This is a genomic window from Brucella anthropi (genome assembly GCF_046630315.1).
In the GTDB taxonomy this organism is placed as follows: Bacteria; Pseudomonadota; Alphaproteobacteria; order Rhizobiales; family Rhizobiaceae; genus Brucella; species Brucella anthropi_A.
The window spans coordinates 84,475-97,876 of record NZ_LQBD01000037.1 but is presented as its reverse complement, the minus strand read 5'-3'; the positions used below and the strand labels follow the sequence as shown (position 1 = coordinate 97,876).

The following is a 13,402-nucleotide window of genomic DNA, read 5'->3' as shown; positions in this document are numbered from 1 at the left end:
GGTTCCTCTCCTTCAGAAGGAATAAAGCATGCAGGAATTCCAGCAGACGATGGGTGCAGGCGCGCTTATCTCGATAGCGGTTGGTGCTGTTCTATTATTGCTTTTGCTCATCATTCGGTTTCGTGTCCATGCCTTCGTGGCGCTCATAATCGTCAGCCTCTTAACCGCGCTTGCCACCGGCATTCCGGCGGGCAATGTACTGACGACAATCACGTCGACCTTCGGATCAACCCTTGGCGGCGTCGCGCTTCTGGTCGGTCTTGGCGCGATGCTGGGCCGGTTGCTCGAAATATCAGGCGGTGCGCAGGCGCTTGCTGACGATCTTATCCAGCGGTTCGGTGAAGCGCGCGCGCCCATGGCGCTTGGTATCGCGTCGCTCATCTTCGGCTTTCCGATCTTCTTCGATGCGGGGCTGGTTGTCATGCTTCCGGTCGTCTTCACCGTCGCGCGACGCCTCAAGGGAAGCTTGCTTCTCTACGGCATTCCGGTCGCCGCGGCCTTTTCGGCGATGCATGTTTTCGTCCCGCCGCATCCGGGTCCTGTGGCCGCATCCGAGCTGTTGGGTGCTGATGTAGGGCTTCTCATTCTTGTCGGCATCGTCGTCGTCATACCCGTCTGGTTTATTGCCGGGCATCTTTTCGGCGCGTGGATCGGCAAAAGGATCAACCTTCCGGTCCCCGACAGTTTTGATGCCGGGAAGAATGTGGAAAAGGTCGTGAACCCTCCGAGTTCCAGCCTGGTGATCTTGCTTCTTCTGCTGCCGCTGGTTCTCATTTTCATGAATACGGGTCTCGATTTTGCCCGCGCGCAAGGCTGGGTCAGCGCCGATGCCAACTGGTATCAGCTGGCGCGGATGATCGGATCGACACCGGTTGCGCTTTTGATTTCGGTGCTGGTGGCCTCCTATGTGCTGGGTCCGCGGCGCGGAAGAGACCTTGCCAGCGTCGAACGTATTCTCGATTCGGCGCTTGGTCCGGTTTGTTCCATCATCCTGATTACCGGCGCGGGCGGAATGTTCGGTGGCGTGCTGCGTGCTTCAGGTATTGGCGACGCCTTATCGAATGCGTTCGCCAATACAGGATTGCCGGTCATCGTGGCGGGCTTCCTGATCGCAACGATACTGCGTGTGGCGCAGGGGTCGGCGACGGTGGCGTTGATTACTGCCGCCGGGCTTATCCAGCCTGCCGTTCAGGCTGCGGGATATCACGGGCTTGAGACTGCCGCAGTGGTGATCGCGCTTGCCGCAGGGTCGGTCATGCTGTCCCATGTCAACGATTCAGGCTTCTGGCTGGTCGGACGTTTCTTCAACATGGACGTCAAGACGACGCTGAAAACCTGGACCGTCATGGAAACCCTTATCGGTCTTCTTGGGTTCGGCTTCGCGTGCATTCTGTTCTGGCTTGCTTGAGCTGGTCGCAAAACGGCATCCCGAAAGGGGTGCCGTTTTCTCTATTCTAGCGCTGAACCTTCACGCCGAGATAGACGCTGTTGGCAGTATATTCGCGGTCGGAAATCCTGCTCGTCAGGAATTCGTGACGCAGGCGCGCATCCAGTCCGACGAAGCGGTTGATCCAATAGGTTGCGCCGATCTGCGCGCCGATCGTGTAGTCGGTCCCGGTGCCATCCTTGTTTTGCCTGATATTTGCATCCAGCCGCCCGTTGAGGCTGAGGTCGGAGCGTATCCGATGCGTCACATCGAGGCTTGCCAAATGCAGGAGCGATCCGGCAATGCCCGGCGTGGTCGATGTGTCCACCATCGTCTGGGCAAAGAGATGCACATCGGTTCCGCGCAGCGGCGACCAGTTGAGCGCGGCATTGACCGACGGGCCGCTGACATTGCCAAGACGGGAATCATCGCTGTTGGCGCGCAGGTAGCCGGCGGCAAATTCTCCGTTCAGCTTCTCGCCCATGTCCAGCTTCATGCCGCCGCGCAGGGCAAATTGTGATCCGCTGCGCTCATAACCGTTGCTGTCCACTTTCTCATCGAAGATGCGCCTGCCAAGCTCGACTTCCGCGAAGGGCTTGATCGCCGGGGACAGGGTAAAGCCGCCGCGCAGCGTAATGCTGGCATAGGTGTTGTCGCGGTCCTTCTGGGTGACGGTGCCGCCGGAAGACAATTCCGCGTCGCCATAGAGATTGTGTTCCATGCGTCCGGTGGCGCTGCCGAAGAGCAGGCCCATGTCGCGTTCGACGCCGAGAACTCCATTGAATGTGTGCACCAGAGGCCGCTTCAAGGCACCCACCACGCCGTTGGGGCTTGAGGCGCTTTCACGTCGCAGCTGGTAGCCGGCTCCGGTGTTCACGGTCGTCTGGTCGCCGAGATCGAAGCGAAGCCTGCCCTGAATGTTCACCTGCGGTTCGGAAACATCCTCTCCTGAAATGGATTTGGCCCAGGTTCCGGATGCATCGAGCGTGGCCTGATGGCTGGCCCAGTCCGACTGCGCATTGAGCCGCAATGTGGTTTCGTTGAGAACGGCGCTGGACCCGGTTGCGCTGTTGTCGCCATTGGTGGTGGCGCGGATACCCTGTTCGAGCGACGGCCGCAGGATGAACGAGCCGGTGCGAATGCCGATGGGCGCGAACGGATCGGCTTCCTGCGTGACGGGGCGTCCCTGCTCGGGCGATTGACGCAGGTTTTCGCGCTGTGCCTTGCCTGTTTCCTCGCGGGACTCGGCATTGATCGAACCGACGCGCATATTGTCGGGCTGCCGGGGCTCGCGCTCCTGCGGCAACGGGAGGGCGCGGGGCGGTTGCGTTGCTGCTGCCGGGTTTGCCGCCGTGGCGGTTTCAGGCGGGGTGTAGCTGTCATCGGCGGTTTCGCCTGTCGCGTCATCATAGCCGGGCGCGGCAAGTCCGCGATTTGCAAGCGTTTCCGGCGAGGAGGCGGACAGAACGTCCTCGACAACGCTGCCGCGCAGATAGGTTTCCTGGGCAAGGGAAGAGCCATGGCTGATTGCCATCGCCACGCCCGTAGCGAACAGGCAACGCAGCCTGCGGGCAATGGGCGTCGAACCGCCGGATGGGGCCTTGGCAAAAAGCATGTCGTGTTTTCAAACCGTCGCAACGTGGTGGATGAACGGTAAAGGCACATGGTTAATTCTTGGTTGCTGTTACAGAACTGGTTGTCCAACCATTGCACAAATGTTTGGACAACCGGCTGCGAAGAAGTTAACCCTTGCCGCCATGGAAAAGCTCGATCAGATCATCCCTCCGGCAGACGCGGAAGCGGCCATCGCTTCGGCGTTGCGCACCATAAGGACCGAGAATGCAGGCCTCCTCGCGCTGGAAGATGCGCTGAACGATGGCCTTTCCGGTCCGTTTGTCGAAGCGGTGAAATGTATCGTCGCCTCGCGCGGGCGGCTGGTCGTTACCGGCGTTGGCAAGAGCGGCCATATCGGCTCCAAGCTTGCCGCCACTTTCGCCTCGACCGGCACGTCGGCATTCTTCGTTCATTCGGCGGAAGCCAATCACGGCGATCTCGGCATGATTGGCCGCGACGATGTTATATTGGCGATCTCATGGTCGGGTGAAACGGCGGAACTGAAAGGTATCGTCAACTATTCGCAGCGTTTCCGCATTCCGCTGATCGCGATTACCGCAGGTGAGAATTCGGCGCTTGGCCGCGCGGCGGATGTGGTGCTGCTCCTGCCGAAAACGGCTGAAGCCTGCCCGCATGGTCTGGCGCCGACGACCTCGACCATGATGCAGCTGGCCATTGGCGATGCGCTGGCAATCGCGCTTCTGGAAGCGCGCGGCTTTACACCGAGCGACTTCAAGACGTTTCATCCCGGCGGCTCGCTTGGGGCGAGCCTCATTCATATCCGCGACATCATGCATCGCGGCGAACGGCTTCCGCTGGTGAAGACCGGCACATCCATGCCGGATGCGATGAAGGTTCTGGCGCAGAAGAGCTTTGGCTGCGTGGTGGTCGTCGACGATGGCGGCGATCTGGCAGGCATCGTCACGGATGGCGACATCTCGCGCAATCTGAGCCGCAACCTCGCGGCACTGGCGGTCGATGATATCATGACGCGCAAGCCGAAGACAGTGGACCAGAACATGCTGGCGACTGCGGCGCTCAACACCATCAATGAAAATCACATCGGCGCGCTGATCGTGGTCGAAGCCGGACGCCCGATCGGGCTTGTGCACTTCCATGACCTGTTGCGGATAGGCGCGGCGTGATAGGGAGTAAGGGAGTAAGGGAGTAAGTTAAAAAATAACTTGCTTTAGTTTATCCGATTCTTTCACATTCCCCTATTCAGCGACTTCAATCTCCAGCGTAACCGGATCGAAAGCGATCACGCGGACTTCTGTTCCCATCGGCAGGTCGGGTCCTTTCACACGCCACATCGTATCGTTGATGCGGATGCGCCCGCGGCCATTGAGGATAGGTTCCGTCAATGTGGCGCGCTGGCCCACCAGTTGCTCACCGCGACGGTTGAGCAGGGGTTCGTCAGCATCGCTGCTGCGCGAGCCGAAGAAGCGGCGTCCCGCCAGCACGAAGATGACGGCGAGAACCAGAAACACGACGGTTTGAAACTGCCAGCCAAACCCCGTTGGCGAAGACAGGAGAAAGGCGAGCGCACCCGTCACCAGTGCCGCAAGCCCGAACCAGATGAAGAAAAAGCCGGGCGCCATAAGTTCGAGAATAAGCAGGATCAGCCCGAAAACGAGCCAGTTCCAGATACCGAGATCGGACAGAAACGCGATAATCATGGCTCCCTCTCTTCTTATCCTAACGCATTATCCTGCGCATCGAAGCGGGATCAGAAATCAGTTGAGTGGACTGATTTCCCCGCGTAGGCGCTTCGCACTTTTGGCTCGAAAATGCTCTAACGCCCCGCAGGCGGTACGCTGCGCGCGCGGGAAGGGGGCGGCGACTGCGGCGCCGGATCGGCTGGCCTGCTGCCATCGCCAAAAACCTCCCTGGCAATGGCGCCAATACCGCCGAGCGAACCGATGAGGGAGCTGGCCTCCAGCGGCATCAGCACGACCTTCTGGTTCTTGGCGCTGGCAATATTGCTGAGAGCTTCCGTATATTTCTGCGCAACGAAATAGTTCAGTGCCTGCACATTGCCGTTGGCCACGGCTTCGGAAACCATGGTCGTGGCCTTCGCTTCCGCTTCGGCGAGGCGTTCGCGCGCTTCCGCCTCGCGTCTGGCTGCTTCCAGCTTGCCTTCGGCTTCGAGGATCTGGGACTGCTTCTGGCCTTCGGCGCGCAAAATCTGAGCGTTGCGGTCGCCTTCCGCTTCCAGAACCTGCGCGCGCTTGTCGCGCTCGGCCTTCATCTGCCGCGCCATCGAAGCAACGATGTCTTCCGGCGGATTGATGTCCTTGATTTCCACGCGCGTCATCTTGATGCCCCAGGGATGGGCTGCTTCATCCACCACCCGCAGCAGGCGATCATTGATCGCATCGCGGTTCGACAGCAGCTCATCGAGGTCCATCGAACCCATGACCGTGCGAATGTTGGTCATGGTCAGATTGAGGATCGCATATTGCAGGTTCGCGACCTGATAGGCGGCCTGCGCCGCGTTCAGCACCTGATAGAAGGCAACGCCATCCACGCCCACAATGGCATTGTCGCGGGTGATGACTTCCTGCGTCGGCACATCGAGCACCTGCTCCATCATGTTGAGGCGCGCGCCGATGCGGTCGAAAAAGGGCACGATCAGGTTCAGGCCGGGATTGAGCGTGCGCGTATAGCGACCGAACCGCTCCACCGTATAATTATAGCCCTGCGGCACGGTCTTTATGCCGGCAAATAGCGTCGCCAGAACCAGTGCGGCCAGAATGAGCAGCGTGATATCGAAACCGGTCATTGTCTTTCCTTAAGGCAATAAGGCAGTAGGGCAATAAGGCAGTAGGTGAATTCTAGCACAGATCAGAACATACTGCCTTACTGCCCTATTGCCCTACTGCCTTCAATCTACACCCAACCCTGCAATTCGCGGCGCACCAGTGTCTCGATGACCTTCATGCCGTCTTCGCTGTCGTTGAGACAAGGAATATGGCTGAAATTCTCGCCGCCATTTTCCAGAAATTCCTCAGCGGCCTCGTTGCCGATTTCGTCCACCGTTTCCAGGCAGTCGGCAACGAAACCCGGATTGAGAACAGCCATCGATTTGACCCCGTGCTTGGCCAGTTCCTCCACCGTTTCGTCGGTATAGGGCTGGAGCCATTCCTCCGGCCCGAAGCGCGACTGGAAGGTGGAGCGGAGCTGGTCTTCCCCAAGGCCGAGGCGCTCGCGCAGAAGCCGCGTTGTTTCCAGACATTGCTGTCGGTAGGGGTCGCCCTTGTCCGAATAGCTCTTGGGAATGCCGTGATAGGAAGCGAGGATCACTTCCGGCTTGAAGGACAATGTTTCCAGATGCTTCTCGATGGAGCGCGCCAGCGCCTCGATGTAGACGGGTTCCGTTTCATAGGACGGCACGATGCGCACCGCCGGCTGGAAACGCTTCTTCATGAGTGCTTCGAAGAACTTGTCGTTCACCGTCGCCGTCGTCGTTGCCGAATATTGCGGGTAGAGCGGGAACATGACGATCCGCTCGCAACCTTGCGCCAAAAGGCGGTCCGTCACGCTTTCGATGGAGGGCTGGCCATAACGCATCGCCCAGTCCACGACCACATTGGGATATTCGGCAAGCGCCGTGGCCAGCTTTTCGCCTTGCGCGCGGGTATAGGTCCGCAAGGGAGATTCGTTTTTCTCGCGGTTCCAGATGCGGTCATAAAGCCTGCCGGACCGTTTCGGGCGGGTATTGAGCACGATGCCGTAAAGGATCGGATACCAGATGAGGCGCGGCCATTCGATGACGCGACGGTCCGAGAGAAACTCGGCCAGATAGCGGCGCATCGGGCCATAGCTGGTGCCATCGGGCGTGCCGAGATTGACCAGCAGAACGCCGACCTTCGGCAGCTTTGCCTTGGCCTGCGGCTTTATTGTCTGACTGGGCTTTTTCTGCCGTTTATCCATCTCGCTCATCTTCCGACTCCTGTTCAGCCGGAAAACTAGAGAAAAAAAGACAAATTACAATCCTGACAATTGCGGATAGCCCAATTCTGGCGGCGCGGATGTTTTCCGCGCCGTAAACAATTGAAATTCACACACTATACAGACTGGTTATCCTGCGGCTTTGCGTGCCAGCGAGAAGCGAGAACCCGACGACGACGTGCAGTTGAGCTGCGTTGGCGAGACGAGCGCGCAGTTCACTTTCGACGACGTGCCGCGCACGATGGAGCGCATGTCGATTTCGACAAGCTGCGGCGACTGGTAACGATAGTTGCCTTCGGCCAGCTTCTCGTTCGTGTCGGTGGCGCGGGTTTCGAATATGCCGCCGTTGAAGGAGGAGACAATGCCGTTTGGATCGACCCAGCTGCCTTCGATGCCGGCCGGGGTGCGGGAGACGACCGGGACATTGCCGCCGCCGGGGCCAGTCGTTTCACACGCGGCCAACGCCAGCGCCATGACTGCAAGGGGGGCAATGATGCGGAAGCGTTTCATATCCATGCTCTCCATTGGTGCATTTCCGTGCCGCAACATTGGGGCGCCTGGCATCGGAAATGCGTAAAGTCTGGTCTTTGGAGCGGTATCAACGATTCCGTGCCGATTGGGACCGCTCGGGGGTTGATTAGTTTGATGTATGGAAACTTACACGAAAACAAGCCCTCAATGTGAGGATTAAGCGATTGTTGCGAAACTGCCGCAATGAAAACTGCCCGGCCTAGCCGGGCAGATGTTTCAGCGCACCAGAATATTGCGGAATTGCCACGGGTCCTTGGTATCGATGTCTTCCTTGAACAAATGGCCGCGACCTTCCAGCGGGGTCCAGTCGGTGTAATAGCCGTTTACAGGGCCGAGATATTGCATCTGGACTTCAAGGCAGCGGCGGTAGTCCATTTCATCCGTCTCGACGATGCCGCTCTGCGGATTTTCCAGCGCCCAGACCATGCCCGCCAGCACGGCCGAGGAGACTTGCAGGCCGGTTGCGTTCTGATAGGGCGCAAGCTTGCGCGCTTCCTCGACGGTCAGTTGCGAGCCGTACCAATAGGCATTCTTGTCATGGCCATAGAGCAGGACGCCGAGCTCATCGCTGCCATCGAGAATTTCATGCTCTTCCAGAACGTGCTGCACCGGCTGCGCACGGCCCGCAGCGCCGAACATTTCATCAAGCGCCAGAATGGCATCATTGCTCGGGTGATAGGCGTAATGGCAGGTCAGGCGGAAGTCGAGCTTGCCCTTCTTGTCGCGCAGGGTGAAGAAATCGGCGATGGAGATTGCTTCATTATGCGTGACCAGCAGGCCATATTGCGCGCCGAGCGTCGGGCACCAGGTCCGGATACGGGTATTGCCGCCGGGCTGTTCAAGGAAAATCGCGGCCTTGCTGCCCTTTTTCTGCTTGCGGGCGTTCTTGGGCATCCATTTTTCATGGCTGCCCCAGCCAAGCTCCGCCGGTTGCAGGCCCTCGGCGATGAAACCTTCGACCGACCATGTGTTCCAGAACGTGTTGAAAGGCTTCGGTTCCTTTGCGCGCTGGGTGTCGCGTTCGGCGATATGAATCCCCTTGACGCCGGCCTTCTTCATCAGTTTCGCCCAGCCGTGACGATCATCGGCGGCCGGCTCGGTGAAATCGAGCTTCAATTCGCTCGCAAGATCGACAAGCGCTTTCTTGACGAACCACGAGACCATGCCCGGATTGGCGCCGCAGCAGGAAACGGCGGTCGGCCCGCCGGGATTCTTGCGCTTTTCGGCGCGAACCGTTTCGCGCAGCGCATAATTGGTGCGCGAGGCATTGTCGGCTTTTTCATCGAAATAGAAGCCGAGCCAGGGTTCCACCACGGTATCGATATAAAGCGCGCCATGCTCGCGGGCGTAGCGCATCAGATCGAGCGATCCGGTATCGACCGAAAGATTGACGATGAAGGGCTGGCCTTCGGTTTCCTTCAGGAGGGGCCCCAGAACCTTCTTGTAATTGTCTTTGGTGATCGCTTCCTTGAGGAAACGAATGCCCTTGTCATCGAGGATCTTGCGGTTGGCTTCGCTCGGATCGATCACGACCATGCGCGATTTGTCGAACCTGAAATGACGTTCAATCAGCGGCAGGGTACCGCGCCCGATCGACCCAAAGCCGATCATGATGACGGGGCCGGTTATCTCACCATAGACTTGCCATTTCGCTTTCGCCATTTTCTTCCTCTTGAGAGCCGCAAAATTGCGGTGTCGGGCCATTCGCATCCCGGTTTAGAGCATTTCCGGCAAAAGTGCGAAGCGGTTTTGCGTCGGATAATGCGCGGGGAACGATAACACAACTTCATGGAAAGAAAGAAACGTCACAAGCCCATGACATCGATACATGTTTAACGCATCCTGGCTTTTCAGGCCTCGATGAGCTTGGCCCGGATCATGCCGCGCAGCGAATTGCCGACGAGAATGCTGCGCGCATCCTTGAGCGTATCGACGGTCACAATACCCTCCTCAACGACATTGTTGTCCAGCAGTTCGCGGCGCAGCACCCCGTCGAGAAGACCGCAGGAAAGCGCCGGCGTCGTGCAGGTTGTCCCGCCGACATCGAGAAATATCGACGTGATGGTCCCCTCGCAGACCTCGCCGCGCTCATTGAGCAGGATGACCTCATCGATTTCCGCCGGAGAATATTCCTCGCGCGCGGCGATATAGGCCTGCCGCCTCGTCGTCTTGTGGCGCAGCAGGGGATCGCTGTGATCGAGATGCGTGCGTGCAATTGCGATCCGCCAGATCGTTTGGGACGGCAGCGCTTCGTAAGGAATGCTTGAGACCGTGGCGATACCATCCGGCGCGAGCGTCAGGCGCAGCTTCAGCGCCTGTTCGCCGGTGCCGCTTTCGGCAATCTTCTGCCGCACCGCCTCCATGTCGCAGGCAAAGCCCAGTTCACGTGCGGAATTCTCAAGCCGCGCCATATGCAGATCAAGGCGCAATACGCCCGACAGCGGCTCCCAGCGCATGGTTTCGATCAATTGATAGTCCGGTTCGATCACGATTGCCCCTGCTCCGTCTGGCTGGATAGAGCTGCGAACCGTGCTTTCAGAAGACATTCCTCGTACTCCGCTTGTGCCGTGGAATCGAAGACCACGCCGCCCCCTACATTGAAGATTGCACGATTTTCACCCAGAAGCGAGATCGTGCGAATGGCAACGTTGAAACGCATGCGCCCGCCGGGCTCGATCCAGCCGAGCGACCCGCAGTAAATGTCGCGCGGTCCGGTTTCCAGCTTGCGGAGGATTTCCATGGCGCTGATCTTGGGCGCCCCGGTGATGGAGCCGCACGGGAAAAGGGCCGCGAAGAGCGCGCGCAATGGCAGGTTTTCCCTCAGCTTCGCCCGCACGCGGCTGACCATCTGGTGGACGGTGGGATAGGTTTCGATGCGGAAAAGTTCCGGCACGTCGAGTGACCCCACTTCGCTGACGAGCGAAATGTCGTTGCGCAACAGGTCCACGATCATGCGGTTTTCAGCGCGGTTTTTCGGATCGTTCAGCAGAAACTGCCGGTTCCGCTCGTCTTCTTCGGGCGTCGCGCCGCGCGGCATGGTGCCTTTCATCGGATGGGTTTCAATCCATCCGTCGCCATCGACCTCGAAGAAAAGTTCCGGCGACCGCGACAGGATGATCGGCCCGCCCCAATGTCGCGATAAGTCGCAATAGGTCGCGTAGCGGACCGGCTGGCGTTTCGCGAGCCTGTTGAACAGGACCAGCGGATCGCCGCCCCATTCGGCATGGATCGGAAAGGTGAGATTGCCCTGATAGCAGTCGCCTTCGCGCAAATGCCGGTGCAGCCGCTCGAAGCGCGGGGCATAATCCTCGAACGACCATTGTGCGACGGGATCGCGCAGAAAGGTGGCGTTATCGCTGTCGCGCAAGGGGAGTTGCCCGTCGGACGGGCCGTCGAACACGCCGAAACAGAGCAGAGGCGCCTTGCGGCCTTCCGGCAAAAGCGGCTTCAGCTTCGGTTCCAGCAGATAGCCGGCTTCATAGGAAAGATAGCCCGCGAGCCATTTTCCCGCCTCGTGCGCCGCTTGCATCGCTTCCCATGCGGGTTCGAACGCGTCCGGCGTGTCGGCACGGATAATCGTTAAGGGGGCCGCGAAAAGCACGTCGCGGCCCGCCTTGTCGTCCCGAAAGAGAATAAGCGGTTTGTTCCCCGGCCGGGTCACGGCTTTTGCTCAGTCTTCCATGGCTTCAAGCTCGTCGATGATGCCTTCGATCACCGACAGGCCCTTGTTCCAGAATTCCGGATCGCTCGCATCCAGACCGAAGGGCGCAAGCAGTTCCTTGTGATGCTTGGTGCCGCCAGCCTTGAGCATGTCGAAATATTTCTGCTGGAAGCCCTTTTCCGAGTTCTGGTAGACCGCATAGAGCGAGTTCACCAGGCAGTCGCCGAAAGCATAGGCATAGACATAGAACGGCGAATGGATGAAATGCGGGATATAGGTCCAGAAGGTCTCATAGCCCGGATTGAGATTGACGGCATCGCCAAGGCTTTCGCGCTGCACATCCATCCAGATTTCGCCGATGCGCTCCGAGGTCAGTTCGCCCTCGCTGCGCTCGGTATGGACCCGGCGCTCGAACTGGTAGAAGGCGATCTGGCGCACGACCGTGTTGATCATGTCCTCGGCCTTTTGCGCCAGCATGGCCTTGCGCTCGCGCTTGTCCTTCGTCGCGGCCAGAAGCGAGCGGAAGGTCAGCATTTCGCCGAATACGGACGCCGTTTCGGCAAGCGTCAGCGGGGTGGATGCCATCAGCGCCCCCTGACCGCCTGCCAGAACCTGATGCACGCCATGGCCAAGCTCGTGGGCCAGCGTCATCACATCGCGCGGCTTGCCCATATAGTTGAGCAGCACATAAGGATGCGCGGACGGCACGGTCGGATGGGCGAAGGCGCCCGGCGCCTTGCCGGGGCGCACGGCTGCGTCGATCCAGTTCTTATCGAAGAAGTCTTTGGCGATCGCGGCCATTTCGGGCGCGAAATTGCCATAGGCCGAAAGCACGGTTTCGCGCGCCTCATCCCAGGAGATCAGCGCCTGCGGCGTTTCCGGCAGCGGCGCGTTGCGATCCCAGTTTTCAAGCTTTTCAAGGCCAAGCCACTTGGCTTTCAAGGCATAATAGCGGTGTGAAAGGCGGGGATAGGCGTCTTCCACCGCCTTGGCCAGCGCGTTCACCACTTCCCGCTCGACGCGGTTGGCAAGGTGGCGGCTGTCGGCGATGTCCTGAAATCCGCGCCAGCGGTCGGAAATTTCCTTGTCCTTGGCAAGCGTGTTGGTAATCAGCGTGAAGGTGCGCAGATTGGCCGCAAAGGTCTTTGCCAGCGCTTCAGACGCCTTTTTGCGCACGGCGCCATCGGCATCCTGAAGCATGTTCAGCGTCGGCTCGATGCTGAGTTCCTCGCCGTCGATTTCAAAGCGAAGACCCGACATGGTTTCATCGAACAGCCGGTTCCAGGCGCTATAGCCGGTGATCGACTTTTCGTGGAAAAGCTGTTCCAGCCTGTCATCGAGCTGGTAGGGCTTGTCCATGCGCAGATCGGTCAGCCACGGACGGTAATGGCCGATGGCCGCATCGTCGCTCATCGCCTTTTCAAGCACGGCATCATCGATGCGGTTGATCTCCAGGCTGAAGAAAATGAGATGGGTGCTGGCATCCGTCAGCTTTTGCTGCACATCGCCGAAAAGCTTCATGCGCTTCGGATCGGTCGTGTCGCCATAATAATAGAGGCCGGCGAAGGAGCCGATACGGCCCATCAGTTCGTCCAGAGCCTCGAATTCCTTGATCGCATCGGCAAAATTGCCGCCATTGGCCCTGGCGGCTTCATCGCCAAGCCTGCCCTTCCAGCGTTGCTCGAACGCGGCCGCGTCCTTCATGGCCTTTTCGATGTCGCTCTTCAGCTCCGCGCTGTCCGCAGACGGATAAAGATCGCCGAGGTTCCATTCCGGCAGGGCGCCGAGGCCGGTGTTTTCTGCGGCCGCAGCGTCACCCGCCGGTGCATGAAAGGCTTGGTTGAAGAAAACGGATTCTGAAAAGCGGGTCATGAACATTCTCCTGAAGCATTTCCGGCAAAAGCGTATAGCCGCCTGCACCGGATCATGCATATAAACAAAGAGATAGAGCGTTTCCACGTTTCCCTGCCCAATCGGAACCGCTCCATGAAGCTTCTTCTCGCATGTCTTGCCAGGATCGCCAAGAGGTGGCAAAAGCACTTCGGATATTTGTGATTGCTTGCCGGCGAAATACTTCACGGAAACAGGCTGAACCTGGCGGCGGGTTCAGGATACAATTTTGTGAATGGGATACCAAAGCACATTTTAGTAGCTTGCATTCGTTAAGGGCTTGGCCCCAAATGGCGCGCCTGGAATATGAGAGCCTGAATCAAAAA

At 59.0% G+C, this 13,402-nt stretch carries 10 protein-coding genes and 1 pseudogene; 2 read left to right on the top strand and 9 right to left on the bottom strand.

From position 1 onward, the window contains the following. Positions 1 to 28: 28 nt before the first annotated feature. Entirely contained in the window at positions 29 to 1,408 is a 1,380-nt protein-coding gene (locus tag AVM02_RS17265) for a GntP family permease (protein ID WP_411508144.1), read from the top strand. 46 nt (positions 1,409 to 1,454) lie between these two features. Here AVM02_RS17265 and AVM02_RS17260 read toward each other — a convergent pair whose 3' ends face one another. After that, positions 1,455 to 3,041: an outer membrane beta-barrel protein gene (locus AVM02_RS17260; protein WP_411508143.1), complete on the bottom strand. Its 1,587-nt coding sequence runs from the start codon at positions 3,039 to 3,041 to the stop codon at positions 1,455 to 1,457. Between the two features lie 142 nt (positions 3,042 to 3,183). Here AVM02_RS17260 and AVM02_RS17255 point away from each other — a divergent pair, with 142 nt between their 5' ends. Then, a complete protein-coding gene (locus AVM02_RS17255) occupies positions 3,184 to 4,185 on the top strand; it encodes an SIS domain-containing protein (protein WP_411508211.1) in 1,002 nt (333 codons plus the stop codon). A gap of 72 nt (positions 4,186 to 4,257) precedes the next feature. Here AVM02_RS17255 and AVM02_RS17250 read toward each other — a convergent pair whose 3' ends face one another. From AVM02_RS17250 to AVM02_RS17215, 8 genes and pseudogenes are all read right to left on the bottom strand, one after another. After that, positions 4,258 to 4,719, bottom strand: coding sequence for an NfeD family protein (locus AVM02_RS17250; RefSeq protein ID WP_411508142.1), 462 nt, complete (start codon positions 4,717 to 4,719; stop codon positions 4,258 to 4,260). 116 nt (positions 4,720 to 4,835) lie between these two features. Then, the gene (locus tag AVM02_RS17245; protein WP_411508141.1) at positions 4,836 to 5,825 is read right to left on the bottom strand and encodes an SPFH domain-containing protein; all 990 of its coding nucleotides are present in this window, start codon (positions 5,823 to 5,825) and stop codon (positions 4,836 to 4,838) included. Between the two features lie 107 nt (positions 5,826 to 5,932). Then, a pseudogene (gene hemH, locus AVM02_RS17240) lies at positions 5,933 to 6,928 on the bottom strand (ferrochelatase); the annotation flags it as partial. A 195-nt stretch (positions 6,929 to 7,123) separates the two neighbouring features. Continuing rightward, positions 7,124 to 7,504 carry an outer membrane lipoprotein Omp10 gene (gene omp10, locus AVM02_RS17235; protein ID WP_411508210.1) on the bottom strand — a complete coding sequence of 127 codons (381 nt, stop codon included), beginning with the start codon at positions 7,502 to 7,504 and terminating at the stop codon, positions 7,124 to 7,126. A gap of 237 nt (positions 7,505 to 7,741) precedes the next feature. Next, the gene (locus tag AVM02_RS17230; RefSeq protein ID WP_411508140.1) at positions 7,742 to 9,187 is read right to left on the bottom strand and encodes a homospermidine synthase; all 1,446 of its coding nucleotides are present in this window, start codon (positions 9,185 to 9,187) and stop codon (positions 7,742 to 7,744) included. 188 nt (positions 9,188 to 9,375) lie between these two features. Beyond that, entirely contained in the window at positions 9,376 to 10,071 is a 696-nt protein-coding gene (locus tag AVM02_RS17225; protein WP_411508139.1) for an aminotransferase class IV family protein, read from the bottom strand. After that, entirely contained in the window at positions 10,011 to 11,186 is a 1,176-nt protein-coding gene (locus tag AVM02_RS17220) for an aminodeoxychorismate synthase component I (RefSeq protein ID WP_411508138.1), read from the bottom strand. Before AVM02_RS17220 ends, AVM02_RS17225 begins: the two co-directional genes overlap by 61 nt. A 9-nt stretch (positions 11,187 to 11,195) precedes the next feature. Beyond that, complete coding sequence (locus AVM02_RS17215) at positions 11,196 to 13,058, bottom strand: M3 family oligoendopeptidase (protein ID WP_411508137.1); 1,863 nt, start codon at positions 13,056 to 13,058, stop codon at positions 11,196 to 11,198. Between the last annotated feature and the right edge of the window lie 344 nt (positions 13,059 to 13,402).

Coding starts and splice junctions, on each gene's coding strand:
- AVM02_RS17230 (WP_411508140.1), bottom strand. CDS start 9,187: ATGGCGAAAGCGAAATGGCAAGTCTATGGTGAGATAACCGGCCCCGTC.
- AVM02_RS17215 (WP_411508137.1), bottom strand. CDS start 13,058: ATGACCCGCTTTTCAGAATCCGTTTTCTTCAACCAAGCCTTTCATGCA.
- AVM02_RS17255 (WP_411508211.1), top strand. CDS start 3,184: ATGGAAAAGCTCGATCAGATCATCCCTCCGGCAGACGCGGAAGCGGCC.
- AVM02_RS17260 (WP_411508143.1), bottom strand. CDS start 3,041: ATGCTTTTTGCCAAGGCCCCATCCGGCGGTTCGACGCCCATTGCCCGC.
- AVM02_RS17245 (WP_411508141.1), bottom strand. CDS start 5,825: ATGACCGGTTTCGATATCACGCTGCTCATTCTGGCCGCACTGGTTCTG.
- AVM02_RS17225 (WP_411508139.1), bottom strand. CDS start 10,071: ATGTCTTCTGAAAGCACGGTTCGCAGCTCTATCCAGCCAGACGGAGCA.
- AVM02_RS17250 (WP_411508142.1), bottom strand. CDS start 4,719: ATGATTATCGCGTTTCTGTCCGATCTCGGTATCTGGAACTGGCTCGTT.
- omp10 (WP_411508210.1), bottom strand. CDS start 7,504: ATGAAACGCTTCCGCATCATTGCCCCCCTTGCAGTCATGGCGCTGGCG.
- AVM02_RS17265 (WP_411508144.1), top strand. CDS start 29: ATGCAGGAATTCCAGCAGACGATGGGTGCAGGCGCGCTTATCTCGATA.